Annotated in this window: 25 protein-coding genes; 18 read left to right on the top strand and 7 right to left on the bottom strand. The window is 61.1% G+C overall.

What is annotated here, in order from left to right:
• Nucleotide 1 precedes the first annotated feature (1 nt).
• Complete coding sequence (locus JIN81_RS00220) at nucleotides 2–1,375, top strand: hypothetical protein (RefSeq protein WP_200275013.1); 1,374 nt, start codon at nucleotides 2–4, stop codon at nucleotides 1,373–1,375.
• A complete protein-coding gene (locus JIN81_RS00215; protein ID WP_200275011.1) occupies nucleotides 1,372–2,589 on the top strand; it encodes a glycosyltransferase family protein in 1,218 nt (405 codons plus the stop codon). Before JIN81_RS00220 ends, JIN81_RS00215 begins: the two co-directional genes overlap by 4 nt.
• Nucleotides 2,590–2,592: 3 nt before the next feature.
• Here the strand turns inward: JIN81_RS00215 and JIN81_RS00210 are convergent, their stop codons facing one another.
• Together JIN81_RS00210 and JIN81_RS00205 are read right to left on the bottom strand one after the other, a co-directional pair.
• Complete coding sequence (locus tag JIN81_RS00210; RefSeq protein WP_200275008.1) at nucleotides 2,593–4,638, bottom strand: family 20 glycosylhydrolase; 2,046 nt, start codon at nucleotides 4,636–4,638, stop codon at nucleotides 2,593–2,595.
• A 98-nt stretch (nucleotides 4,639–4,736) separates the two neighbouring features.
• The gene (locus JIN81_RS00205) at nucleotides 4,737–5,105 is read right to left on the bottom strand and encodes a glutaredoxin family protein (protein ID WP_200275006.1); all 369 of its coding nucleotides are present in this window, start codon (nucleotides 5,103–5,105) and stop codon (nucleotides 4,737–4,739) included.
• A 40-nt stretch (nucleotides 5,106–5,145) separates the two neighbouring features.
• On the opposite strand from JIN81_RS00205, the gene JIN81_RS00200 reads away from it, so the two are divergent.
• The gene (locus tag JIN81_RS00200; protein ID WP_200275004.1) at nucleotides 5,146–5,541 is read left to right on the top strand and encodes a hypothetical protein; all 396 of its coding nucleotides are present in this window, start codon (nucleotides 5,146–5,148) and stop codon (nucleotides 5,539–5,541) included.
• 8 nt (nucleotides 5,542–5,549) lie between these two features.
• Nucleotides 5,550–6,173, top strand: a complete 624-nt coding sequence (locus tag JIN81_RS00195) for a RibD family protein (protein ID WP_200275002.1) — start codon at nucleotides 5,550–5,552, stop codon at nucleotides 6,171–6,173.
• Nucleotides 6,174–6,178: 5 nt separating this feature from the next.
• On the opposite strand, the gene JIN81_RS00190 is transcribed toward JIN81_RS00195, so the two are convergent.
• Nucleotides 6,179–6,346 carry a hypothetical protein gene (locus JIN81_RS00190; protein WP_200275000.1) on the bottom strand — a complete coding sequence of 56 codons (168 nt, stop codon included), beginning with the start codon at nucleotides 6,344–6,346 and terminating at the stop codon, nucleotides 6,179–6,181.
• A 51-nt stretch (nucleotides 6,347–6,397) separates the two neighbouring features.
• The gene (lpxB, locus tag JIN81_RS00185; protein ID WP_200274999.1) at nucleotides 6,398–7,525 is read right to left on the bottom strand and encodes a lipid-A-disaccharide synthase; all 1,128 of its coding nucleotides are present in this window, start codon (nucleotides 7,523–7,525) and stop codon (nucleotides 6,398–6,400) included.
• Nucleotides 7,526–7,671: 146 nt separating this feature from the next.
• Between lpxB and JIN81_RS00180 the strand changes: the two genes are divergently transcribed.
• The gene (locus JIN81_RS00180) at nucleotides 7,672–8,601 is read left to right on the top strand and encodes a tetratricopeptide repeat protein (protein WP_200274997.1); all 930 of its coding nucleotides are present in this window, start codon (nucleotides 7,672–7,674) and stop codon (nucleotides 8,599–8,601) included.
• Nucleotides 8,602–8,652: 51 nt separating this feature from the next.
• A complete protein-coding gene (locus tag JIN81_RS00175; protein WP_200274995.1) occupies nucleotides 8,653–9,264 on the top strand; it encodes a bactofilin family protein in 612 nt (203 codons plus the stop codon).
• A gap of 75 nt (nucleotides 9,265–9,339) precedes the next feature.
• Here JIN81_RS00175 and JIN81_RS00170 read toward each other — a convergent pair whose 3' ends face one another.
• Complete coding sequence (locus JIN81_RS00170; protein ID WP_200274993.1) at nucleotides 9,340–9,717, bottom strand: MarR family transcriptional regulator; 378 nt, start codon at nucleotides 9,715–9,717, stop codon at nucleotides 9,340–9,342.
• A gap of 315 nt (nucleotides 9,718–10,032) precedes the next feature.
• Between JIN81_RS00170 and nadA the strand changes: the two genes are divergently transcribed.
• Complete coding sequence (gene nadA, locus JIN81_RS00165; protein ID WP_200274991.1) at nucleotides 10,033–10,971, top strand: quinolinate synthase NadA; 939 nt, start codon at nucleotides 10,033–10,035, stop codon at nucleotides 10,969–10,971.
• A gap of 95 nt (nucleotides 10,972–11,066) precedes the next feature.
• On the opposite strand, the gene JIN81_RS00160 is transcribed toward nadA, so the two are convergent.
• Entirely contained in the window at nucleotides 11,067–12,053 is a 987-nt protein-coding gene (locus JIN81_RS00160; RefSeq protein WP_234044347.1) for an AraC family transcriptional regulator, read from the bottom strand.
• Between the two features lie 103 nt (nucleotides 12,054–12,156).
• Between JIN81_RS00160 and JIN81_RS00155 the strand changes: the two genes are divergently transcribed.
• From JIN81_RS00155 to JIN81_RS00130, 6 genes are all read left to right on the top strand, one after another.
• Nucleotides 12,157–13,650: a DUF1254 domain-containing protein gene (locus JIN81_RS00155; protein WP_200274988.1), complete on the top strand. Its 1,494-nt coding sequence runs from the start codon at nucleotides 12,157–12,159 to the stop codon at nucleotides 13,648–13,650.
• Nucleotides 13,651–13,666: 16 nt separating this feature from the next.
• Nucleotides 13,667–15,082, top strand: a complete 1,416-nt coding sequence (locus JIN81_RS00150) for a DUF1214 domain-containing protein (protein WP_200274986.1) — start codon at nucleotides 13,667–13,669, stop codon at nucleotides 15,080–15,082.
• Between the two features lie 143 nt (nucleotides 15,083–15,225).
• Nucleotides 15,226–16,071 carry a hypothetical protein gene (locus JIN81_RS00145; protein WP_200274984.1) on the top strand — a complete coding sequence of 282 codons (846 nt, stop codon included), beginning with the start codon at nucleotides 15,226–15,228 and terminating at the stop codon, nucleotides 16,069–16,071.
• A 45-nt stretch (nucleotides 16,072–16,116) separates the two neighbouring features.
• Nucleotides 16,117–17,616, top strand: coding sequence for a DUF1254 domain-containing protein (locus JIN81_RS00140; RefSeq protein ID WP_200274982.1), 1,500 nt, complete (start codon nucleotides 16,117–16,119; stop codon nucleotides 17,614–17,616).
• A 26-nt stretch (nucleotides 17,617–17,642) separates the two neighbouring features.
• Entirely contained in the window at nucleotides 17,643–17,849 is a 207-nt protein-coding gene (locus JIN81_RS00135) for a hypothetical protein (protein WP_200274980.1), read from the top strand.
• Nucleotides 17,850–17,913: 64 nt separating this feature from the next.
• Nucleotides 17,914–18,759 carry a hypothetical protein gene (locus JIN81_RS00130; RefSeq protein ID WP_200274979.1) on the top strand — a complete coding sequence of 282 codons (846 nt, stop codon included), beginning with the start codon at nucleotides 17,914–17,916 and terminating at the stop codon, nucleotides 18,757–18,759.
• 212 nt (nucleotides 18,760–18,971) lie between these two features.
• On the opposite strand, the gene JIN81_RS00125 is transcribed toward JIN81_RS00130, so the two are convergent.
• Entirely contained in the window at nucleotides 18,972–19,715 is a 744-nt protein-coding gene (locus tag JIN81_RS00125) for a phosphodiester glycosidase family protein (RefSeq protein WP_200274977.1), read from the bottom strand.
• Between the two features lie 123 nt (nucleotides 19,716–19,838).
• On the opposite strand from JIN81_RS00125, the gene JIN81_RS00120 reads away from it, so the two are divergent.
• The 5 genes from JIN81_RS00120 to JIN81_RS00100 all read left to right on the top strand — a co-directional run bounded on the left by JIN81_RS00120 (nucleotide 19,839) and on the right by JIN81_RS00100 (nucleotide 25,839).
• A complete protein-coding gene (locus JIN81_RS00120; protein WP_200274968.1) occupies nucleotides 19,839–20,672 on the top strand; it encodes a lysophospholipid acyltransferase family protein in 834 nt (277 codons plus the stop codon).
• Between the two features lie 141 nt (nucleotides 20,673–20,813).
• Entirely contained in the window at nucleotides 20,814–21,953 is a 1,140-nt protein-coding gene (gene carA / locus JIN81_RS00115; protein ID WP_200274966.1) for a glutamine-hydrolyzing carbamoyl-phosphate synthase small subunit, read from the top strand.
• 242 nt (nucleotides 21,954–22,195) lie between these two features.
• Entirely contained in the window at nucleotides 22,196–23,464 is a 1,269-nt protein-coding gene (locus tag JIN81_RS00110) for an adenylosuccinate synthase (RefSeq protein ID WP_200274955.1), read from the top strand.
• 130 nt (nucleotides 23,465–23,594) lie between these two features.
• The gene (gene uppS / locus JIN81_RS00105) at nucleotides 23,595–24,305 is read left to right on the top strand and encodes an undecaprenyl pyrophosphate synthase (protein ID WP_325100823.1); all 711 of its coding nucleotides are present in this window, start codon (nucleotides 23,595–23,597) and stop codon (nucleotides 24,303–24,305) included.
• Nucleotides 24,306–24,453: 148 nt separating this feature from the next.
• On the top strand, nucleotides 24,454–25,839 hold the full coding sequence (locus JIN81_RS00100) for a sigma-54-dependent transcriptional regulator (RefSeq protein WP_200274953.1): 1,386 nt from the start codon (nucleotides 24,454–24,456) through the stop codon (nucleotides 25,837–25,839).
• Nucleotides 25,840–25,891: the final 52 nt, after the last annotated feature.

Here is a 25,891-nt window from a genome sequence, read left to right as displayed (position 1 = left end):
CATGTTCCTCTGCGACCAGGAAGACCCCGTCCACGTCCCTCAGGCACCTGAGGCGCGCTGGATCGAGCGACTCCTGTGGGTCTTCACCCTGTCCTTCGCATTGGACTACCGGGCGGCCACGGCACGCGAGGGTGCAGGCGGCGCAGGCCTCGACCAGCTCGCATTCCTCGCACTGATGGCCTTCTCGACGATGGGCATCCTCTTTCTCGGATGGCGTCGCATCACCACCCGCCCGGGATTCTGGCTGATTGCCGGATGGGGGGCGTTCCTCGGCTTCATGCTGGTCAATGCCTTCGCCCAAGGAGTCGCTCCGGGGCGATCCCTGCGCATCCTATTCCCCCTTGGCCTTTGCTTCGCCGGTCTGGTCAATGCCCACATCGCAGGCTGCGTTGGCATCCGCCCATCCCGCATCGTCGCTCCCATTCTCGTGGCCGCATGCATCAACGTCGTCTGGCGCATCACCCAGGGTTTCCTGTTCAAGGGCGTGACGCTGGATACCGCCCGGGTCGAAGTGCAGAGCTCCGCCAACAACTGGCTGGCTGCATTCATCGGATGTGCCCTCGTCCTGCGCCGAAAATTCCACATCACCCTGCTGATCGCAGGTGGCGTCCTGTTCGGCGGCATCCTCATCACCGTCACCCGCTCGCTGCTCTTTCCCGTGATGGCTTCGGCCCTCGCCACCACCCTGTGCTTCGTCCTCGGCATCCGCTGGGGCATCTATCAGGTGAAGGAAACCGCGCGCCGATACGCCCCGGCCTTCGGCATTGCCACCGCCGCCATCCTGGCGATCGGGTCGGTCGCGGTGATTTACCCGCGCCTGCTCGACCGTTGGAACGAACGCCTCTTCCACCATGCCTCGGACCGGAACCTGAAGGGCGACATTTCCTGGCTCACCCGGGAAGCGGAAGCCTCTGCCATCATCGAGATCCTCAACAAGGAACCCGCCCACTACCTCTTTGGCAAGGGCATCGGCGCGAGCTACTACTGGGATCCCGACTACCTGCCCGAACTCCACATGGTCTACCCCGTGGACGCCGAGCTTGGTGGAGAAGTCTGGTTCGCCGGACACTCGACCTGGACCTACGCCCTCTTCTCCGGCGGAGCCATCGGGGTGGTCGCCCACCTGCTCTTCATCGGTGGGGTGATGGGGTTCAGCCTGCGTGCCGCCCGCTCCAGTGCCAGCGACCCCGGTCCCGACCAATGGCTCGCCTTTCTCCCTTTCGTCGCCGCATGCTGCCTCCTCAGCGAGACCGCCACCTCCAATCCATTCGACGAACGCCTCGCCGCCTTGATTTTCGGGCTCATGGCCGGATTGCCCCAATCCTTCATTGTCCGCGCCTCTTGGATTCACTCTAGTTCCTCCAGACACTCATGAAGGAACCCACCGTCGCAATCGTCGACCCGCTCTGGATCGGCCACCACCCCATGTATTTCGGGGAATTCGGTGCCTCCTTCCTGCGCAATGGAGCCCAGGTGGTGGGCATTTGCCCGCAACCCGATGCCGGCCGTGGCGAAATCCTCCAAGCCTACGGGGATCCGGATGCGCCGGTCGATTGTCTCCCACTCCAAACTGGTGGTCGTAGCGTGCTAGGTGGACGATTCGAAGGTGACCCGTGGCGCACCTTCCAGCGCTGGCGGTTCGCCGCCGACGCCATCCACAGCGCCGAGAAGCAAAGCGGCAAACCCTTCGACCTGATCTATTTCCCCTATCTGGATTCCTACCTGCGCTTCCTGCCATTCCCCAGGGTCCCGGAGGCCACGATCGCACGCCCTTGGAGCGGCCTGTATTTGAGGAACCACCACTACCGCAACGGAGGGAGCCTGCTTCAGACGGCCCGCATTTTTGCCAAAGGAGACCACCTGCTTTCCAGCCCCTCCTGCCGAGGCATCGGGGTGCTCGACGAGCGCTACTGCAGCGCCCTCGAAATGCAAACCGGGCAGAACGTAACCGCCTTCCCCGACGTCACCCTAACGGATCTCCCCGCATCCCCGTCGGCCTTCGCCAAGGAGATCGCTGAGAAGGCAAAAGGACGAAAAGTCATCGGCCTGATCGGCCTCGAGAAACGAAAGGGAGCCCTCACCATGCTGCGCCTGGCCCGCCAATGTCAGAGCGAAGAAACTCCATGGTTTTTCGTCTTTGCGGGCACCTACGATGCCTCCGAGTTCAGCCCGTCCGAGCAGGAGGAATTCGCATCGATCGATCGCGACATCCGCTCCGGCCAGGTGGATCACGTCCACTTTGACCCGGCAGCGACCCGCATCCCGACCGAACCGGAGTTCAACTCGCTGTTCTCGAGCTTCGATCTGGCGTGGGCCGCTTATCTCGACTTCGCCGGCAGCAGCGGCACCCTGAGCAAGGCCGCCGCCTTCGAGATCCCCGTCATCGCGACCGAGGGTGAATGCATCGGCGAACGGGTCCATCGCTTCCGACTGGGCCGCACGATCCCTCAGGATGACGTGGAGGCGGCCAAGGCAGCCATCAACGAACTCTTCTCCCGTCCCCTCGACCCGGACTACGCCGGTTATCGTAGCAAACACAGCCGAAGCCGTCTCGACCATTGCCTTGACGAGTTGCTTGGTCGGCTTTGACCCCTACTCGGCACGCGGAAAGTCGACCGAATACGTCAACCCCTCCACCTCGCGCGCCAGCACCCCATCCCACTCGATGGGAGCAAAAGTGAAGCACCATTTCCACTTCGGCGCACTGCGCAGCAGGATGGTGTTCCACCCCTTGCGCAAGCTCAGCTTGGCAGGCTCACGATTGGTGAAGACCCCGTCGGTGATCGGCGTTTCCTTGTCCGTGTCTCCACTCGACTTCCATTCCGGCGGATCCACACGCTCTCCGTTCAGCCAGACGTCGCAGGCTGGGTTGGCATTCCAGTCTCCGGGCCGGGCCACGCCTGCCCGGTAATCCGATGAAGACACGGTGTTGAAGTTGATCCACGCATCCACTTCACGAGCCTCCTCACTGTGGATCCGCGTGAAAGCATATACCGTGTCGTCCCCCTTGCCTGCCTTCAGGTGCCCCGGGAAACCGAAGAAGTGCTGACTGTGAATCGTCCCGCCATGGATCGGCTTGGTCCACCGATACGGACCGGCTTCAGTCTGATAGAGCTCGCGAACCCCCTGCTCGGGGAGCTCCGGCAGCTCGTCATTCCGGATGGGGCCCAGAAGCCGCCATGGGATGTCGGTGGTGCGGACGAAGTGAAACGGCTTTCCATCCATGAAGCGATCCCGGTGCTCGACCAACCGTTGCTCGAAATCACGGAAAGCCTCGAATTCCTTCGAACCCTGCGGCGGAACCTTGGCCCAGAACTCCGGGCGATCCTCTTCCAATCCACGCCAGACCGACTCGGAATAGGCCACCATGGAAAGCAACACCGGTGAGATCCGCAACCCCGCCTTCTCGTCCGAGACGCGGAGATCCGGCCAGTAGCAGAGGATGCCGCCCAGGTTGATCTCGTCGCCATGGGGCACCCGGCACGGTTGCTGGAAAAAGAATCGCAGTGGTGCATCGAGCGCCGTCAGGTGGTTGATGTAGTTCGACCTCGAATCGATGTGTCGCTTGCCCGGAGTCGGAGCCGCCTTCGCCCAGGTTTGGAGGATCTGGCGCGTATCCCCCGGCACTTGGATCCCCTTCCACCATCCCACGACCTCACGTCCATGGCCGTGCACGGCCGCGTGCAAGGCGGGCAGGTAGGAGGCTGGCACCCTTTCCGCCGCCGCGTGGGCCTCATCGGTCCCGAGGTGAATCCACGGCATCCGCTCAGCCGACACCAACCCGCAAAGTTCATCAATCAACCCCACCATGGCCGTTTCGGCACGCGGATCCATCATCGTCTGGATACCGATCCCCTTGCGGAATGCCCCGGAGTGCCCCGGCGAATCAAACTCCGGCAGCACCATGATCCCACGTTCCCAACAGTAGTTCACCATGTCGACGAACTCCTGCTGCGTGTAGTAGTCGCCGATCCCCCGGGTGAATGCCTCATCCTTCTGCAGACCCGGATACTTCTTGCTCTCCAATCGCCATCCGTAGTGATCGCTGAGGTGCCAGTGGAAGACATTCAGCTTGTAGGCTGCCATGATGTCGATCTGCATCCTGAGTTGCTCGATCGACTGGAAGTTCCGTCCCACATCGTGCATGAATCCGCGCACCTTGAACGCCGGGTAGTCCACGATCCGACATACGGGAAGCGTCGTACGTCCATCGGTCGAGACCATCAACTGCCGGATGGTCTGCACCGCCCGCAAGTGACCGAGCTCGCCATTGGCGGTCACCGTCGTCCCCTCAGGCGTCACCTCGATCCGATAGGCCTCCTCGGGAAACCGGGGCACTTCCACCTTACCCATGACGAACCGGATCGGATAGCCGTCGTCCGACGCCAAGCCGTGCTCGGACCTCAGCGCGCCCAGAACCGCCACCACCTGCCCACCCCGCCCGGTCTTCCAGCCCGGCGGCACCCCGAAGCGAACACCCTCCAAGGTGACCTCGGCCTGACCCCACTCCACCTGCTGGGGCATCGGCAGGAGCGCAGGTCGGGCAGCCACGGCTGCGAGACACAGGCAGGCACAGCAAAGAACGGTCAGCAATCGCGTCATCACGAAATCACTACCCCAGCGATCAGCGATGTTCATCCGGGATCGAGTGGTTGGGTAGGACAACCAGACACACGAAAGGCACCCCATCGGGGTGCCTCGTGAAAATTCAGGAAAGTGAATCCCGACCGGTCCGGTCAGTCGACGAACTTGATCTTTCCTCCGGGAATCTCACCCCTGGCCATCGCATCGTGCTGCTCGTCGGTGCAGGCTGAGTTCGTCGGCGCATCGGCCTCCGCCTCGATCTTCGCCAGTTTGCCGTTTTCAATCATCCACGCTTCGACCTCCTCGCCCGAGACATCAGCGAGCATCTCGCCATCCACCACCACACAGGGTGAAAGCGGCTGACCGCTCTTCTGCTCCATCTCCCAGCGGTAGGCGGGATTCTTGATGATGTCCTTCTCCTCGAACTCGAGGTTGTACTTCCTCATGATCGCCCGGACGCCTTCGCTCCAGCCGCAGAAAGTCTTCAGATACGCCGTGATTTGCGGTTGAGAATTGCTCATAGGCGGAAAAGTAGCGTGACTTCTCCCATTCGCAAGACCGATGGAACCATTTCACTCCGCTCCATCTACCAATCCCCCATGGGACACCCGCCAATACCTCCGGGCCGCGGCCAGCCTGCTGCTCGGAGTGTCCCCGATCCTTGCCATCCTCGCCGAGTGGCTGCTGGCCGTCGCCCTCCTTGGCCGAAAGCCTGTCCCCGGAGTGGATTCCCCCGGATCACTCAGCCCGGTCTTCTCCATCCTTCACACCGTCTCAGCCGTCTTCGTATACAGCCCCTTCCTCACCACCTTCCTCCTCCCCTATCTGTGGTGGAAACGGGGCGAGCGGAGCCAGCAAACCACACTCATCGCATGGGGCTGCTTGATCCTCCCGCTTGCCAGCATCTACATTCTCCGCACGGATCCCACCGGCATCACCCGCTGGTGGCTCCACTGAATCCCGCCATGAGCCGGCCCCGCATCTCCATCAATCTCGCGCTGTCCGCCGATGGCAAAATCAGCTCCGTTTCCGGGCGCGCGTCCGGCTGGACCTCGAAGGATGACTTCGCCCGCCTCAAGGAGCTGCGACTTTCGGCGGATGCCTTGCTCGTCGGGCGTGGCACCCTCGAAGCCGACCGGATGACCATGAAGTCACCCCGCAATCCCCTGCGCTGCGTGGTCTCACGCAAGGGTCACTTCGACCCCACGCACCCGCTGTTCTCCAGCGAGGGAGGCCCCATCCACCTTCTCGGCACCGAGCATCCGCCCACCGCCATTCCCTCGACGACGGCCCACCACGGCAGCCTGCCCGATTTCATCCAAACCCTCAGCCGCGACCACGAAGTCCGACACATCCACTGCGAAGGGGGTGGCCAACTCATCCACGAGCTGGCCGGCCTCGACCTGCTCGACGAGATCCACCTCACCTGGGCCGGCCATCATCTCTTCGGAGGACAATCCGCCCCCGGACCCACCGGCCTGCCAGGCAATTTCCTCCCGGCATCCCGGCATTTCAAACTCACCCGCTTCGAGCCCAGAGAGGATCTGGGCGAGTGCTTCCTCAGCTATCGGCGCTCCACCGAAAGCTGAGCCCATCAATGGCCCGGCTCACTATCTTCTGCACCGGAGTCAGCTTCCTTTTTATGACCGTCGCCGTGGTCACTGTGCTGCTCGTGCAACACCTTGGTATCCTCAAAAGAGTGGCGTTCACAGGAAACGGCAGCGAAGAAAGCGCCGGCGGCAAGGAGGTAAAGAGGCTTCATTGGCGGAGGTTTTAGTCCCTCCACCCGACCTGACAAGAGCGAAGGCGGGTTCTACGACCCAAACCACGCACTGACCGCCTCGGCAGCGCGGCGGTGAGCCCCGGTGCCACCGAGCTTTGCCAGCGTTTCCTTCAGATGCCCTTGCAGGTCAGCCACCGCCTGCGGGTCATCGAGAAACCGTTCCATGGCCCGTCCGACGTGACACGGATCCGCTTCGGACTGGATGAATTCCTGCACCACCTCGCGCCCAGCCAGGATGTTCACCAGCCCGGCATACTTGATCTTCACGACGATCTTCGCCACCAGGAACGTCGGCCACGCCAAGCGATAGACGAGGCAATACGGCAGCCCGTAGTAGCCCGCCTCCACCGTGGCCGTGCCGCTTGCCACCACCCCACATGCCGCCCGCTGCATCAGCGTGTGCGCCTTGCCGTCCAGGATTTCGAGAGCATCCCCGATCTGGGCGTGCCCTGCCAGCTCCTCGATCCGCGCGCGCAGCTTCGCATTTGCCGCAGGCACCGCAAACCGCAGCCCCTGCCGGCCATTCATCAGGCGCTGGGCCGTCTCCAGCATCATCGGAAACAACTTTTCCACCTCCGGCATCCGGCTTCCCGGGATCAAGGCCACCAGCCCGTCCTCACGACCGCCCTCCACCCGGGCCTCCTCCAGTTCATCGACCAACGGGTGACCGACAAAAGTCACCTTCAACTTCGTGGCGGCAAAAATCTCCGGCTCAAACGGGAGCAGACACAGGACCTCGTCGAATAGCTCGACCATCTTGGGAATCCGACCCTTTTTCCATGCCCACACCTGCGGGCAGACATACTGGACGATCTTCGTGTCCGGCAGGGCTTCGCGCACCGCCGCCGCGAAACGGAAATTGAAACCCGGATAATCGACCAACAACAACACGTCGGGCCGAAACTCCTTCACCTCCGCCAACATGCGATCGAAGCTCTGCTTGAAAAAACGATAGTGCTTCAGCACCTCGACAATCCCCATCACCGCCGCCTGATCGAGCCAATCGTGGATCCCGTCCCCCGCCACCGCCTGCATGCGCGGCCCTCCAGCGCCCCGGATCTGAAGCCCCGGCCGCAGCTCCTGTAGAGCCTCCAGCAGGCCCGCCGCGTGGACATCGCCACTCATCTCCCCGGCGACGACATACAAGCTCCCGTTCATCTGTGGCGGAGGCTATCCGCTCGTCGACCGGCCTCGCAATCCCCAATCCCCCGATCCCACAGCTCCGAATGTCGATTCGGAATGGACATTGTCATTGATTTCCCCCCATAGCGCCCCTTAATCGCCCTCCGCAACGCAGCAAGACCATGGCCGAACCGAACGCTGAATCCGCACAGCCCATTGCAGAAATCTCCCACGGACCCTCCGCTTTCGAGGGCTTCCTCGATCGTCATCAGAAGAAACTGATCGCCGTCGGGATCCTCGCCTCGCTGGGCATTGGCGCCGTCGTCGTGATGAGAGGCGTCGAGGAAGGAAACAACGCCGCCGCAGGGGAAGCACTGCTCGCCGCCGAAGACGTTTCCGCCATGCAGGACGTGGTCAAGAACCACGCCGAAACCCCCACGGTTCCCTCCGCGAAGGTCATCCTTTCGGATCTCCAGTGGGAACAAGGCCAGCAAAGCGCCGCCATCGAAACCCTCGAAGAGGAAATCGCGGCCCATCCCGACCATCCGGCCACCTTCCCCGCCCAAGCGCGCCTCGGTGCCCGCCTGATCGAACAAGGCTCGCTGGACAAGGCCACCGAGGTCCTCCAGGACCTCGCCGACAACCCGAAGGCCAGCTACCTCGCTCCCTACGCCCTCACCGCCCTTGCCGAAATCGCCACCAAGAATGGCGACCAGGAGAAGGCGTCCAGCCTGCTCGATGAGGCAAGCAACAGCTACCCGGAATCCCCATTCGGCCGGACCGTCAGCGACAGCAAGCGCTACATCGGATTCCAGATGCCCACCGAGATCGATCCGCCAGCCCCCGAGCCGGTTGAAACATCGACCCCTCCAAGCCCCCTCGATCCCGGCCCGGACCCCGATCTTTCCTCTCCCATCGAGCTCGACCCCACCCAACCGACCGGTGGTGGAACGACCGGCAACCCTCTGCTCGACAATCTCAATCAGGACACCCCGGCGCCCGCCGAAGAATCTCCTGAAACCACCGAAGAAACTCCCGCTCCCGCGGAAGATTCGGCCGAAACACCAGTAGAAGAACCCAGCGACTCAACGCCTCCCGCGGACGGCGAATGAGATTGACTTTCACCATCCCAAACCTCTGATTCAGAAACCGTGAGCAACAACATGTTTCGCAAAGTTATCGGCCAGAAATCCGATGAATCGTCCAGCGCCCCAGCCAGCCAGCCAGCACCGGAAAGCCAGGCTCCAGCCCCGGCCGCTTCCGCGCCTCCAAGCACCCCGGCTTCCGCGCCCCAGCAGCCCGCTTCGCGCCCGCAAGCCTCTCCGGCCGCCTCGCGCAACGTCCTCAGCTCGGACGTCGACATCAAGGGTTCCGTCAAGTTCACCAACGACCTCGTGGTCGATGGCAAGATCGAAGGTGAGATCTCCTCGGATGGCAATCTGACCGTCGGTGAGAACGCCCGCCTCAAAGCCGAAATCAAGACCGCCACGGTCGTCGTTTACGGCAAGGTTCACGGCAACATCACCGCCAGCGATCGCGTCGACCTGAAGGCCAGCGCCGAAGTCGTCGGCGACATCAAGGCCAAGACACTGACCATTGAAGCCGGCGCCATCATCGTCGGCAAGTCCACCGTGGGCACCCCATCCACCCCGGTCCAGGGCAACAAGCCCGCCCAACAACAGGGGAACAAGAACCAGGGAAACAAGCCCCAGCAGCAGGGCAACGGCGGAGGCAACAAGCCTCAGCAAGGCAACCTTGCCGGGATCAAGAACTGATCCACACCCCATTCATTTCATCAACGGCATGACCTTCGGGTCATGCCGTTTTTTGTGCCCACGTGATGCCCGAGGCTACGGGGAAAGACGCTCCACCCCCGCCTTCCAGACCTCCAGCCAATCCGCCGACCACTCCCGGTTGCCCTTGAAAGCCTCCTCGGTCCACACCAACAGGTTCTTGCGCGAATCATCCGGATCCTTCCTCTCCACGATGATGCCGCCTTCGATGTAGCGCATCAGAATCCGACTCACCGACCACCGGTTCATACTCGTGGCATCCGCCACCTCGCTGACCGTTAAGGGAGCATCCGCGTACATGCCCTTCGCCACCTCCGTGAGAACCTGGATCTCACCCAGACTCGCGGTGTGGGGAAGATACTTCGCCAGAACCGCGTAAAACTCACTCGCCAGATTGACGGCCATGGCCTCCTGCTCACGCTGTTCGTCTCTCATACTCCTCTATCAATACGTGCAATATTGCACCCATCCTTCCAGTGAGCCAAGCCTCTGGCGTAGGATTCCCCATGCTCCAGTTTTGGTTTTCTGGGGTTACTCGTAACTAGTCGATTCCCACTGCCCCCCGGTAAGGAATCCATTCCGGCCTCCTGCTGGAGGCCGGAATGCTTGTACGGCCCTTACGATTTCCCCTTCGGAATCCACTCCTCCCCGCCTCCCTCCATCTTCTCAGCGGCGACGCCCCACCCACCTTGGCCCGCATTTCAGCGTTCAAAGTTGGACGTCCGGGGTTCGATGCCCCACTCTCCCCGCATGCCCAGCGCCGCTCTCGATCTCAAGGACGCCATCCTTCAGTTGAAGAAGGAAAAGAACGCCGTGATCCTCGCCCACAATTACCAGACCGGCGACATCCAGGACCTGGCCGACTACGTCGGTGACTCGCTCGGCCTCGCCTACAAGGCGAAGGAGACCGATGCCGACGTCATCTGCTTCTGCGGTGTTCACTTCATGGCCGAAACCGCCAAGATCGTGAACCCGTCAAAAACCGTGGTCCTTCCCGACAAGGATGCCGGCTGCTCGCTCGAGGAAAGCTGTCCCGGACCGGAACTCGAGGCCTTCCTCGAAGCCAACAAGGAGAAGAACTACTACGTCATCGCCTACATCAACTGCTCGGCCCACGTCAAAGCCCTGTGCGATGTCATCTGCACCTCGGGCAACGCCATCCGCATCGTCGATCGCGCGCCCAAGGACCGCCCGATTCTCTTCGTCCCCGATGCCAACCTCGGTGCCTGGGTCATGGAGAAGACCGGCCGCAAGATGGACCTGTGGAAAGGCTCCTGCTACGTCCACGTCGAGTTCACCCGCGACTCGATCAACAGGATCAAGAAGGAACACCCGGACGCCGTCGTCGTCGCCCACCCCGAGTGCACCCAGGCCGTCCGCCTGCTTGCCGACGAAGTCTGCTCGACCGAGCGCATGGTGACCTACTGCAAGGAAGTCGACGCCCAGAACATCATCGTCGTCACCGAAAGCGGCATGCTTCATCGACTTCAGAAAGAGGTGCCTAACAAGAACCTCATTCCGGGGCCCACCGACAAGTGCGCCTGCGCCGACTGCCGGTTCATGAAGATGAACACCCTGGAAAAACTCCACGACTGCCTCGCCAACCTGTCACCCCAGGTCGAACTCCCCGAGGACATCCGCTCCCGGGCCGAGGCTCCGCTGCTGCGCATGCTTGAGCAGTCGAAGTGATCGACTTCCTCCCGGTAAGACAGAGGAATACCACTCACCCGTTCGTAAATCCCTTGGTCGGGGGCTTGCCCCCCGCCAAACCAGGCCACCATCACTCACCGGATCAGCCCTTCTCCCAGTCTTCGGCGATATTCGATCGGGCTCAAGTCTGTCCACCGGCGGAAAGCGTGGGTGAAGTTTGCCGGGTTACTGTAGCCAAGAAACTCCGAGATCTCCACCACAGGCACGTCCATCTCGCCAAGCAATCGGATGGCGTGGCGATGGCGCAATCGGTCAACCACTTCTCGATAACTGGTTTGATTGAGTGCCAGATGTCGCTGCAAGCTGCGGCGGCTCATGTTTGCCATCACCGCAGCCCCTTCAATGGTGGGAACTGGCCGCCCGAGCCCAGCTTCCACGCCTGCCTCGAGCGAAGCGATGAGGTCCCTCGGCGGCGAGTTCATAGGTGCCGTGTCTTGGAATCGCTCCCGAAGAATCGCTCGATGGAGTTCAAATGCGGGAATTTCCAACGAAACATGGCTGGACTCCCCTAGTCTCCGACCTCCAGACAAAGCTTCAAGCTCCGCCAAATCGCCAGCATCTGAATCAAGTGTAAATCGACGAGGTCGCCATTCCGGCCCCAGCGCCATGCGCACGGCGTCAATCAAAATAAGAAGCGCAAAGCCATCCGCCTCCGCTCGCCCGCTCGACATCCGATGCTGCAAATGGAGGCTCACATTGGCTTGATCCCGGGTCAGCCAGACCTTGGCCCCCGAATTCGCCAACGGAACCAGCTTGCGTAAGCGATCTAGCAACTGCTTCAAAGTGAGTGAATTTGCGAGCAGCCCACCGAAGCATCCCATCCGATCAATCCTCGCCTCCGCCCCTACCCTTGCTCCAAACCCCACAATTCCCTCCCGCCGTCCGACATCATCCAGAAAATCGCCTGCCCAGTTTAGAGGTAACAACGATTCAGGATCATCCATCAGACCTGGCCGAAGCCCCGCCATCGCCTCCAAACGCGCCATATCAGCCCCGCCCTTGGCCAAGAAGGACATGAAGGGCAGCAAGAGGGAGCTTCGGGCCATAGCGACGTAGCGCATCCTTCCTATCCTCGGGTGTTGGCACCAAATCACAAGTGATTAGTACTTGGCTGGAAGAACACCTTCATCGTGTATGGCGTGATATCTTTATAACGCTACCGCCATGAAATTCACCGGCCTTTCTTCCCTCTTGCTTGCAGCCTTCTGTGGGCTCGCTCATTCCGACGTCAGCCAGAAAACCCTTGATGGAATCTCGACACCGGACGAAGTCGAGACCTCGATCGGCACCCTGAAGTTCCTCGACGGGGCTCCGCTCCCGGAGACTGCCGGGAAAGTCTACGACTACCTCGACACTACCCGCGCAATGGATGCTTTCCTCAAAGGCATGCCGGGTGCCTCGCTCAAGGCGCTCATCGACGGGGCCCATTCGTTGGGTGCGGTCGAAGCGAACGAAGTGATGATCTTCGACAAGCTGATGGGAGCTGAGTCGCTTTTCCTGACTGGAAACAGTTCGACCATCTACTGCGTTCCCGATCTGGACTTGAAGCGCGACGGTCCGACCGTGGTGGAGGTCCCCGACGGCGTTCTCGGGGCTGCCAATGATGGCTGGTTCCGCTTCGTCCACAACTACGCACTCGGCGGTCGCTACCTCTACCTGCCGCCGGGTTACGATGGTCCGGTTCCGGAAGGGTTCATTGTCTACCGTCCTGAGACCTATCGTGTCTGGTGCTTTATGCGATCCTCGGTCAAGAACGGCGACGTCGAGGCAGCTGCCAAACTGTGCACGGACAACGTGAAGGTCTATCCGCTCTCGAAGTTCAGGGAGCAGCCGGAGATGAAATTCGTCAGCGCGTCGGGCAAGGCCTTCAACACCATCCACCCGAATAACAGCGAATTCTATCATCACCTGAATGAGATCATCCAGTATGAGCCGCTGGGAATGATTGATGCAGAAACCCGCGGATTGTTCGCCTCGATTGGTATCGAGAAGGGCAAGGAGTTCGCGCCCGATGAGCGGATGAAGAAGATCCTCGCCGATGGCGTGGCACTCGGCAATGCCGCCTCGCGCTCGGTCGTCTGGTATCCGCGGCATGAGATGAACATGGAGGGGGTGCGCATCTATCCGGACACCGACAGCGCTTGGATCATGGCCTTCACCGGCAGGAATGTCCTCTTCAACGGAGAGGACGGTCAGACGATGAACACCGACGCCCGCGTCATGTTCCACTACCCGTACACCGCGGTGACGCCCGCCATGGCGGCTCCGAAGGAGGGAACGGGTTCCGACTATGCAATCGCCTATGTCGATGCGGAGAAGCAGCCCTTCGACGGCGCCAAGACCTACAAGATGACGATTCCGGCCGATCCTCCGGTCGGCAATTTCTGGGCGCTCACCGTCTATGACACCCAGACACGCTCGATGCTGCAGACCGATCAAGGTTTCCCGACCACGGGTAGCAACACGGAAGGCATCAAGAAGAACGAGGACGGATCCTTCACGATCTACTTCAGCCCGGAGGCCCCGGAAGGCTTCGAAAAGAACTGGGTTCAGACCGTTCCCGGCAAAAGCTGGTTCGTGATCCTCCGCATGTATTCGCCACTCAAGCCTTGGATCGAACAAACGTGGCGTCCGAGCGAGATCGAACTGGTGAAGTAACGATCACCCCAAAAATATGATGAAGAATCCATTCGCCAACAAGATCAAGGTCCTGACGCTCACAGCGCTCCTGACAGGTCTGCCACCTGTCATGGCAGAGCTTTCCGAAGCCGAACACGACATGATCGTGCGCCGCTCGTGCGAGTTGGCGATCTGGGGCTTGCCGGCCGTCGCCGCCTACGACATCGAGTTGGCCATCCAGCGCGATGCCGGTGCCAGGCCGGGGACGGTCGCCTACATGACCAAACCGATGGATTCCCGCCACGGCTTCCTGACCGCCAACGACGTAACCCCTTATGTTTTCGCCGGCGTGCCACTCAATGGCAAGGCCATGGTGATCGAGGTGCCGGCGCTTGGTGAGAAGGCGCAGCTGTTCGGCACCATCATCAACGCCTGGCAACGCCCGCTCGCCGACGTCGGCCCGTCGGGTGAGGATGCCGGCAATGGCGGGAAATATCTGGTCGTTCCGCCGGGTTACGAAGGGGAACTTCCGAAGGAGGGCTACATCATTCTCCAGTGCGACACGGCAGCGGCACACTTCGCGTTTCGCCCGGTAGCCATCAATGGTGGCACCAATGAGGATCAATCGGCCTACGCCAAGACGCTCAAGGTTTACGAACTGGGCAAGGCCGATGCTCCCTGGCCCTTTGTCGACGTCTACGAGAACCCCGTGAACACCCTGCCGGTCTATGACTGGACCTTTTTCACCGATCTCAACTCGGCCATGCAGCGGGAAAAGCCCCTGGAGCACGACTACGCCATGTCCGGCCTCATGGCCTCTCTCGGCATGGTGCCCGGGAAGCCCTTCGCTCCCGATGAGGAGACCAAGGCCGCCATGCTGGAAGGATTGCAGCAGGCCTACGACTACATGCAGCACTGGTTTGTGACCGATGGGGGAAGCCTTCGGAAGTTGTGGGATGACCGCCAGCACGGCACCTTCAATTTCCCGCTGGAACAGGCCAAGCTCGGGATCCCCTTCATCGATGAGACGGGACTGATGATCGATAAACGGGCGTTCATGTACTTTTACGTGACCTATCTTCCCAAGAAACTGGGTGGCGGTACCTACTACATCTCAGGACTTCGCGACTCGGCGGGAGACTTGCTCAATGGAAAGGACACCTACCGGCTGCGGGTTCCTGCCGATACTCCGGCCGAAGACTTCTGGTCGGTGATCGTCTACAGCATGAAGAGTAAAGGCTTCGTCGAGGAAGCCGAGCGGGTCGGTCTGGCCTCGACCAACAAGGAGTCCATGATCGTCAATGATGATGGAACCATCGACGTCTACTTCTCGCCCGAGGCTCCGGAAGGCAAGGAAAGCAACTGGATCCCGACAGGCGAGGACTGGTTCATCCTGTTCCGCCTCTACGGGCCGAAGAAAGGCTGGTTTGAAAGCGGATGGAAACTGCCCGACATCGAGAAGGTGAACTGAAGGCGGCTCCCTGAATCCAGGAGAATCAAAATCCAGCATGAAACCGGAGCCCGTTAATTGAGCCAGTCGATCAAGCTGAGCTCATAATCGAGAATACCATGACCCATCCTAGACATTCGGTGCGAGCCGCAGCCCTATTCGTCATGTGGCTTTCTGCCGCAAACGCCCAAGAGACTGGTCAATCTGCCGACGAAATTGCGAAGGAGTTGGCCAACCCCAACACCTCCCTTACCAGCCTCAAGCTGCAGACCCAATACTACGCTTTCCAGAGCGATGTTCCCGGCTTGGGAGACCTCGACATGGTCAAACTGTACCTGCAGCCGACTCTCCCTTTCGAACTGGCGAATGGCAATACTCTCTGGGTGAGGCCGGGTGTGCCTTTCTTGGTCAATCAGCCGGTCTTCGACACGGGATCAAGGCGCATTGAGGAAGAGAGTGGGTTGGGGGATGTCACGCTGGATGTGCAGTATGGGACGACTTTGGAAAACGGCTTTCTTTGGAGTATCGGAGCCTCGACCAGCCTTCCCACCGCCACGGAAAAAGGATTGGGTACTGATTTTTGGACGATCGGGCCAGGCTTTCAGATCGGACGGGTGACCGAAACCTCGGTTGTCGGGGTCTTTGTCAATCATCAGTGGGACGTCGCCGGGAATGGCAAGTCGGGGCTCGACCGACCCTACGTCTTGCTGGGACCGAACGATCCAGCGGTGAGCCTGACGACGATCCAGTTTTTCGGAATCATGATGCCTGGAAACGGATGGAGTTTCGGAACCGCTCCGATCATGACCTACAACCACGAGTCGGATGACTGGATCATCCCGCTCCATCTCACGGTGAACAAGACGCTCAGTATCGCCGGTCGCCCGTGGGAGTTCTCCGTGGATCTGAACTACTATGTGGAGACTCCGGACGAGTTCGGGCCTGAATGGATGGTTGGGTTCAACATCGCGCCGGTGGTCGAGAACGTTTTCGCCCGCTGGGTTCAGTAGCTATCCAACTTAAAGATTAGTCCAACAGAATAGAATCAACACACCATGAAAACCACCACCCTGACCTTCGCCGCCCTGAGCGGCGTGATCCTGGCGGCCGAGCCGCCGAAGATGAAGATGACCACCGAGGTGCCTGACGGAGTTGCGACTCCGGACAAGCTGGAGACCGGACTTGGCACCCTGAGCTCCTTCGACGGCGTGCCGGATGCGGAGACGACCCAGAAAGTCTATGACAATCTCGACCTTCAGCGGGCGACCCAGGCCTTTCTAAACTCGCTGCAGATTTCCTCGCTGAATGCGATGGAGCACGGGCTGACCAAGTTCGGTCCGCCGAACCAGACCGCCCTGCTTTTCGAGGACCTGATGGACTCGAAGGCGCTGTGGCTGACACCGAACACCGTGTCGGTCTACATGGCGACGTGGATGGAGCTCGGCGACGAGCCGATGGTGATGGAGACCCCGCCCAACGTGCTGGGTTTCATCAACGACGCTTGGTTCCAGTATGTGGTCGATTTTGGCAATGCCGGACCCGACAAGGGCAAGGGCGGCAAGTTTCTGGTCATCCCTCCCGGCTACGAAGGGGAGATCCCCGAGGGGTATCACGTTGCCAAGACTTCAACCTACGGCAACTGGGTGATCTGGCGTGGCTTCCAGGTCGACGGCTCGCCCGCTCCCGCCATCAAGGCGACCAAGGAGAAGTTCAAGATCTACCCCCTCTCGAAGAAGGACAACCCGCCGCCGATGAACTTCATCAACGTCTCGGGCAAGTTCCACAACACGATCCACCGGATGGACTTCGGCTACTGGGAAGAGCTCAACGAGACCATTCAAGCCGAGCCGCTGGAAGGCCTCGACGCCGACCTGCGTGGCCTGATCGCCTCGATCGGCATCGAGAAAGGCAAGGAGTTCGCGCCCGATGAGCGCATGAAGAAGATCCTCACCGAGGCGGCCAAGGTGGGATCGGTCACGGCCCGTGCCCTGACCGCACGACCGAAGGATGAACGTCATTACCTCTATCCCGGCAAGCGGGTGTGGACTAATCCCTTCATTCAGGGACGCTATGATTTCCTGCTCGATGGTGCGCGTTTGCTCGACTCGCGTGTCTACATGCACTTCTACGCCACGGGCATCACCCCGGCGATGGCAGTGAAGAACGTCGGCAAGGGATCGCAGTATGCGATTGCCTACCTCGACAAAGACGGTAACGCGCTCGACGGCAGCAAGACTTACAAAATCACCTTGCCGAAGGACATCCCGGCGAAGGATTTCTGGTCGTTTACGCTCTACGACAACCAGACGCGTTCGATGCTGCAGACCGACCAGCAGTTCCCGGGCAAGAGCAGCGTGGACAAGGACGCTCCCAAGCCGAACGACGATGGTTCCTACGACATCTACTTCAGCCCGAAGGCACCGGAAGGCAAGGAAAGCAACTGGATCCAGACGGTTCCGGGTAAGGGCTGGAACACCATTCTCCGCCTCTATGGGCCACTGGAATCCTTCTACGACCAGACCTGGATGCCGGGGGATCCGGAGCTTACTGAATGAACCCGGAACGCCAAACTACACGATCCATGAGAACCACACTCTTGATCCTTATCGCCTCTTTCGGCGGACCTTTCCTCATTTCATCCTGTTCTTCCACGGCCGGAAACGTCGCCGCAGGCGCCGTCGCAGGTGCGGCGGTCTCCAATGCCATCGACAAGAAGGAAGAAGAGGAGCGCCGCGAGGACGCCTATTGGTACAAGCAGAAGCAGAACAACAAAAACAAACGGGATTAATACCTGTTCTCTCGACTGATCTACTGCGGATTCCGCCACGGTACGGGGTCCGCATGCTCGTTTCATGAGATTCTGGTCCACGGGTTTTTTGTCAGCATCGATGCTGCATCCGGCGCTTGCCGAACGCGACGGGCCATTCGAGCGACGCCGGGAAGCCGCCGTGGAGGCCTATCCTGACCTGCAACGGCAGCTTCAGAATCCGCTCGCCAGACTCCTCGTGCTTCCGACCGTTTTCGAATACGACGACGGCGGTGGAGCAAATGGCTCAGGGAAGGCATACACCTTCCGACTGGGACCGAGGATCCCCTTCCAGTTGACCGATGACTGGCACGCGATCAGCAAAACTGAACTGACTTGGCGGGCTCAGAACGACGTGGTGCCGGGCACTCAACAGGAGGGGCTTGGTGACCTTGTCCAAACCTTCTTTTTCTCGCCCGATCGCTCGCTGGCCTGGGATGTCTACTGGGGCTTAGGTCCAACCTTCGTGGTTCCTACGGCAACCCGCGATTCGCTTGGAAGCCAGCTCTTCAGTGCCGGCCCGAGCTTCGGCTTCTTTCGTCAGCGCGACCGGCTGACCACCGGCCTGATCCTGAGCCACCTCTGGTCGGTTGCAGGGCCCTCGTCGGCGGGCCGCGTGGATACAACACGGATTGAACCACTCCTCGCCTACACTTTCCCCACTGCCTCGACGATCGCGCTGGGTGCCGAACTGAGCTACAGCTGGAGGGCCGAGCAGTGGACTGGTCCATTGGAACTGCGCTTGAGCCAGCTCACCCTGATCAGGGATCAACCCATTCAGTGGGGAGCAGGGGTCAGGGCGTTTCTCTTCCAACAGACAGGAGAGCCGGAGTGGGGTGCGTTCCTGACTCTGTCGTTTCCAATCGAGTCACCGCGCTGGCGCTTGGATTGAGCCAAGCCGGCACCACTGGAGCCACTTGGCTGAAAGGTTCTCCACGACTGGAAGAATACTGGAGCCCACCATCCACTCGGGTGCTATGGTGTCCGGGCGCTCGACGTAGTGGTTGAGATCCACGGAGAAATCCCACACGCGCAGGGTGATCGTCACCGTCTTGCCTACAGTAAAATCGGGGCAGGCTACCGGCAAGAGCCTAACAGGCCTCCTCATTCATCCGGCGTCGCTTCCCCGACCACGGCAATGAAGGACCCGAAGCGGTTGCCCGGTTTCTTGAGTCCATCGCCCCACCGCATCTGGCTGATATCGCCATCCAGAAACAAGGCGTCATCGCAACCGAGTTGACGGAACAGCCCGGCGAACTCGAACAGGTTGGGAAACTTCGCCGAGTGGAAGTCAGTCATCGCAAAGACGACATCTCCGTTTCTCGCCACGCCCACGCCGTTGCGATGCAGCCGTGAGGTCGAGGGAGCATTGAACGCCGGATGCACCTTCCCCTTGCGGAGGAGCAAGGGCCCCGACTGCACGGCGTAGGTCACGGCGGCATTTCCCAAAGGATACTCATCCGTCCGGATCACCGACGCTCCCTTGGCCGTGATCTGAAAAATCCCATTGGGCATCAGGTAGAAATTCCCCTTCCCCGGACGCCGGTTCACCGGATGCAGGGTGCTGCCATCCTGCACGAGGAGCCCACTCGGAATCCCTCCGGGCTCGAAGATCCCGCCATTCATGAGCACCTGCACGTCCTCGCCCTTCGATTCCAGAAACTTCGTGGTCGCGGGAAAGGTCCTGAGCGGTTTTCCAGCGTTATCCTTCCAGATGACCCGCACCGATGCCGCCGGCACGCGGAGCAGGTGGTAAGTGATGCCGTCGACTTCCTTCCGCTCCGGTTTCGCCGTGAGCGGCATGACCATGACAAGAATCCACAGGCTCAAGGTCCACTTCGCAAACATGGCGACCAGCCTAGGGAACTCACCGCCCGAAGCAATCCGTCGTGCCGACCAAGAGCCAGGAGACAGATTTCAGAGTTGGAATTTTTATGGATTCCACGCATTCTGGCGACTTCCCGGCCAGCCATGCCCCCTGTCGATCCCACAGTCCTCCGCGAATCCGCTTCGCTGCCTGTCAGCAGTCGCGGCTGGTGGTGGTGGCCACTCGAGACGGTCGCAGCCATCGGCGCGTTCCTCTACTGGGGCATTTTCGGGCTGCTCTTCACGCTGGTTTCCCTTCCCCTCTGCCTGCTCCTGCCGCGGAAATCCGGCACTCGTTTCGGGCGTTCGCTCCTTCATTGGGCATTCCGGGTATTCGTCCGCTACCTGCAGGTGACGCGGCTGGTCCACGCCGACCTCGACTCGCTGCGCTCGCTCCGCAAGATGACCGAGCCGGTCATCATCGCGCCGAACCACACTTCACTCTGGGACGCCGTGTTCGTGATCTCCTGCCTACCCCAGCCCATCTGCATCATGAAGGAGTCCATCCTTCGAAATCCATTCCTCGGTGGCGGCGCCCGACTTGCCGGCTACATCCCGAATGGAAAGTCCTCACGCCTCGTGCGGGAAGCCTCCGAAGCCCTGCGCGACGGCGGACAGCTTCTGCTCTTCCCCGAAGGGACCCGGACGAAGCGCACCGAGCGCTGGATCAACCCACTGCGCGGCGGCTGCGCCCTGATCGCCCGCCACGCCGGCGTCAAGGTCCTGCCGGTCTACATTCGCAGCAACACCCGCTTCCTCGAAAAAGGCTGGCCACTGTGGAAACGCCCGGAATTCCCGATCCGGATGAGCATCGAGCTCGGAAAGCCGCTGCAACCGGAGGCCGACGAAAGCGCCCGGGACTTCACCCAGCGCCTCGAGCAGACCTATGAGAAAAACCTGTCACGCGCCCACAAACTGCGCCGTCAGGTGGAATCCTGACGCTCCCGCCCAGCCCGAACCCGCGGGATGACTGGCTGAAAATCAGGTTTCGGGATTCGTCATTGATCATTCGGCGTCCCCGCTCGTAATCTCCCGCGCCGCGCGCCGGGGAAGGCCTCCACAGCGCTCGGCCCACGTCCCATGAAAGCCATTCTTGCCCTCGAAGACGGCCGCCTTTTTGAAGGTCGCGCATTTGGAGCTCCCGGCACCCATACCGGTGAAATCTGCTTCAACACGTCGATGACCGGATATCAGGAGGTCATCACCGATCCTTCCTATCGCGGACAGATCGTGACGATGACCTACCCGCAGATCGGAAACTATGGAGTGACTCCGGAAGACAATGAGTCCGCCGGCCCCCACGTCCGTGGCTTCGTGATCGGAGAACTCTCACCAGTCGCCTCGAACTACCGCTCACGCCAGACGCTGGCCGAGTACTTCACCGAGCACGGGATTCTCGGTATCGAGCATGTCGACACCCGGGCTCTGACCAAACACCTGCGCTCCGCCGGAGCCATGCGCGCCTGCCTGACGACCGAGCTTTCCGCGGAGGAAGCCGTCGCCGCCGCCAAGGCCTCCCCGCTGATGGAAGGCAGCGACTTCGTGAAGGAAGTGTCCACGCCGGACAGCTACCAGTGGGAAGAGGACTCCCGCCGATTCACCCTGCCGAACGTGGTCACCGACCAACCGGACAACTGGCTTCCCTTGCCACCCGTGAAGCACCGCATCGTCGCCTACGACTTCGGCATCAAGCACAACATCCTGCGCCGCCTGCGCCAGGCCGGGTTCGAAGTGGAAGTGGTGAATTCCCGCACCCCCGCCGACGAGGTGCTCGCCAAGAATCCCGACGGAGTGTTCCTCTCCAACGGTCCCGGCGACCCCGCCGCGCTCGGCTACATCCACGAAGAAGTCCGCAAGCTCATCGGCAAGACCCCGATCTTCGGCATCTGCCTCGGCAACCAGATTCTCGCCCATGTATTCGGTGGCAAGACCTTCAAACTCAAGTTCGGTCACCGTGGCGGAAACCAACCGGTCAAGGACCTGCGCAGCGGAAAGATTTCCATCACCTCGCAGAACCACGGCTTCGCCGTCGATGGCGACAGCCTGCCCGACGACATCGAGGTGACCCACATCAACCTCAACGACCAGACGGTCGAAGGCATCCGTCACAAGGAACACCCCGTCTTCAGTGTGCAATACCACCCCGAAGCCGCCCCTGGCCCTCATGACGCCAGCTACTTCTTCGAGGAGTTCGCCGAGCTGATCGAATCCACCAAGTAATCTTCTCCTCGCCGCTTGCTCAGGAATCGTCCCGAACCTCGGCGGAATGCAACGCGATTCGGAATGAGAAGGATCATCCGGTGGCACGGGCATCAAGCCCATCGATTCACCCCATCGCGTCGATCTGATTCACCATTTCAAACACTCTTGAATCGGGTGGGAACCTCCCGTCCTCACTCAACCACCCCGAACCCGGGCGCTCGCACCGAATTGCAGCCCTCCACGGTTCCCCAGAATTTCCAATGAACACTATCGTCACCGGTCTCCAGTGGGGAGACGAAGGCAAAGGCAAAATCGTCGATTACCTGACCGAAACCGCCGACGTCGTCGTGCGCGGACAAGGAGGCAACAACGCTGGCCACACCGTCATCGCCAAAGGCACCAAGTACGTCCTTCACCTCCTGCCCTCCGGCATCCTCTGGGACGACAAGATCAACGTGATCGGCAATGGCGTGGTGCTCGACCCCGTCGGACTCGTCGCCGAAATCGAGAAAGTCGAGGCCCAGGGCGTGAAGATCCCCGCCGAGAAACTGCTGATCTCCGACCGGGCCCACGTCGTTCTCCCCCTCCACAAGGAGCTCGACGCCGCACGCGAAGCCGCCCTCGGCGACCGCAGGATCGGCACCACCAAACGTGGCATCGGCCCGACCTACGCCGACAAGGTGAACCGCAATGGACTGCGGGTCGCCGATCTCCTCGATGAGGAATTTTTCCGGGAAACGGTGGCTCGCCGCACCGAAGAGGCCAACGAGATCCTCGCCAAATTCGACCTCCCGACCTTCGACGCCAAACAGCAGGCCGACGAAGTGCTCGCCGCTTTCGAACGACTGAAGCCTCACGTCACCAACACCATCCCCGTCCTCCACGAGGCATGGAAGTCCGACAAGGAGATCCTCTTTGAAGGAGCCCAGGGCACCCTGCTCGACATCGACTTCGGAACCTTCCCCTTCGTCACCTCCTCGAACACCACGGCGGGCGGATGCTGCACCGGCAGCGGATTGCCGCCGACGGCGATCGATCAGGTCATCGGCGTCTGCAAGGCCTACACCACCCGCGTCGGCAGCGGACCCTTCCCGTCCGTCGATGAGGCACTCTCCCAGTTCCTGCACGATCTCGGCCGCGAGTTCGGTGCCACCACCGGACGCCCGCGCGGTTGCGGATGGCTCGACGTCGTCCTCCTGCGTCAGGGATGCATGGTCAACGGCACCACCGGGCTGGCGGTGACCAACGTCGACGGGCTCGATGACTACGAGACCCTTCGTATTTGCGTGGCCTACGACATCGACGGTGTCCGCCACGAGCTGGCTCCGGCCGACCGCCGCGCGTGGGAACGCGCACAACCCATCTATGAAGAACTCCCCGGCTGGCAGACCGACACCACCGGATGCACGAGCTACGCGGATCTTCCCGAAAAGGCCAAGGCCTACCTCCAGCGCCTTTCCGAACTCTGTGATACTCCCATCCAGTTCGTTGGTGTCGGCCCCGACCGCGATCAAACACTGGTGGTCTGAGCACCTTCGAGAATCGGGCTACCATGGATCATCGACCCGATGGCGCGGCGGAGGCAAAATGATCATTGAAAATTCGCCGGCCATTCACCGATAAGACACGTAACCCCGGCTTCTTTTTCCCATCCCACTCGTGTCACCGCCATCCTCCATTCCCGAGCACGTCGCCATCATCATGGATGGCAACGGTCGCTGGGCGAAAGCCCGCGGCTTGCCACGCCGTGACGGTCATCGGGCGGGAGCCGAGTCGGTCCGCGAATGCGTGGAAGCCTGCAAACAGATAGGGATCAAGTACCTCACCCTCTACGCGTTTTCTTCCGAGAACTGGAATCGCCCACCTGCCGAGGTCTCCGCCCTCATGACCCTTCTCGAGAGGTTTCTCGACCAGAAGGCGGAGGAGATGATGAAGCAGAATGTCCGCTTGCTGGCCATCGGTCACACCGAGCGCCTGCCGGAGAAAACGCGCAACAAGCTCCGCAAAGCCATGGAACGGACCGCCGGAAACACCTCCATGACTTTGGTGCTGGCACTGTCCTACGGCTCGCGCGAGGAGATCACCGAAGCGGCCCGCTCCATCGCCAAGGACGCCGCTGCAGGCACGCTGGATCCGGATTCCATCACCAAGGAATTGTTTGCCAGCCGACTCTACACCTCGGACATGCCCGACCCTGATCTGCTGATCCGCACCTCGGGTGAATTGCGGATCTCCAATTTCCTCCTGTGGCAGATCAGCTATTCGGAGATCGTGATTTTCAAGAAATACTGGCCGGACTTCCACCAGTCCGACCTGTTCGAGGCGGTCGAGGAGTATTCCAGGCGGCACCGTCGGTTTGGAGCCCTCTGATCCGACGTTTTCCGGGCCGTTCCGCCGGATTCACCGGAAATCACCGCACTGACTCCATGGGTTCGACCGGCGCGCGATGTCTTGATCCGTCGGTCTCCCCACTTGCGTATTCGGAGACTTCCCCCCAACTTCCCCCCGTTCCCCGCCTATGGCTGACCCTCGCGAACCCACCCTCCTCCTCGTCGATCCGGACCACGACTACCTGAAGTGGGCCACCAAGCACTTGGCGGCCGATGGACTGAGAATCCTCCGATGCGATGACGCGGACAAGGCCGCCAAGGTGATTGAGAAAGCGGAAGTCGATCTGGTCATCGCGGATATCCAACTCCAGCCATTCGATGGCATGGCGCTACTCCAGCGAATCCGCGCCACCGCCCCCACCACCCTGGTCATCCTGACCACGGGCTTTCCCAGCACCGGCCAGGTCATCGAAGCCACCCAACAGGGAGCCCACGATGTACTCCGCAAGGAGTCACTCCCATTCGAGCTCAGACCTGTCGTCGAAAATGCCCTGCAGACCGCGGAAGCACTGCGGGTGGCCGACAAGCCGGAGACCGCCGCGGAGATGCCGCGAAACGAGGGCCGCCTCAAGATCATCGGGGTCTCCCGGGTCCTGCAGGATGTCTTCAAGGTGGTCGGTCGCGTCGCCAAGTCCGATGCCCCCGTGCTCGTCACCGGAGAATCCGGCACCGGCAAGGAACTCGTTGCCAAGGCCATCCACGAGTATTCCCCCCGACGCCAGAAAGAACTGCTCGCGATCAACTGTGGAGCGATCCCGGACAACCTGCTCGAGAGTGAGCTCTTCGGTCACGAAAAGGGTTCGTTCACCGGAGCCATCGCACGTCGTGCCGGCCGGTTTGAGCAAGCCGATGGTGGCACCTTGTTCCTCGATGAAATCGGCGACATGCCGCCTTCGGTTCAGGTGAAACTTCTCCGCGTCCTCCAGGACGGCACATTCTCCCGCGTCGGCTCCAACGAAACGCAGACAACCGACGCACGCATCGTTGCCGCCACGAACAAGAACCTCGCCGAGGAGGTCACCGCCGGTCGCTTTCGCGAAGACCTCTACTACCGCTTGAATGTGGTCGAAGTGAAACTTCCACCGCTGCGGGAGCGCCCCGAGGATATCCCGTTGCTGGCCGAGTTCTTCCTTCGTCGGATCACCCGGAAGAACGGCATGGCCCACATCCGGCTATCCGCCGAGGCCGGAGCCGTCCTCCAGAGCCACCGCTGGCCCGGCAACGTGCGCGAACTCGAGAACACCATGGCGCGCGCATGCGCCCTGGCCGGATCGAATGTCCTGCTGCCGGCCGACATCATGCTGGCCACCGCGCCGGGAGCGTCTGAAGAATCCATCGACCAGCACGTGAATGCCCTGCTCGACTGCCTGCCTTCCGAAAATGGCGGCGATTGGCTCCTTGAGCGTATCGCCACCCGATTGGTCGAGCGCCAGGATGGAGACCTCGGTGCCGCGTCCGGCGTGCTGGGGCTCAGCGCCTCCCAGTTCCGCAAATGGCTCGGCAATGGCGGCTGAGGACCACCGCCGCGAAATCACCATCCCCACGCATTCGGGATTTTCCTCACCC

The organism is Haloferula rosea (genome assembly GCF_016595525.1).
Taxonomy (GTDB): domain Bacteria; phylum Verrucomicrobiota; class Verrucomicrobiia; order Verrucomicrobiales; family Akkermansiaceae; genus Haloferula; species Haloferula rosea.
The sequence above is the reverse complement of the archived record's forward strand: the minus strand, read 5'-3'. Positions and strand labels throughout refer to the sequence as shown.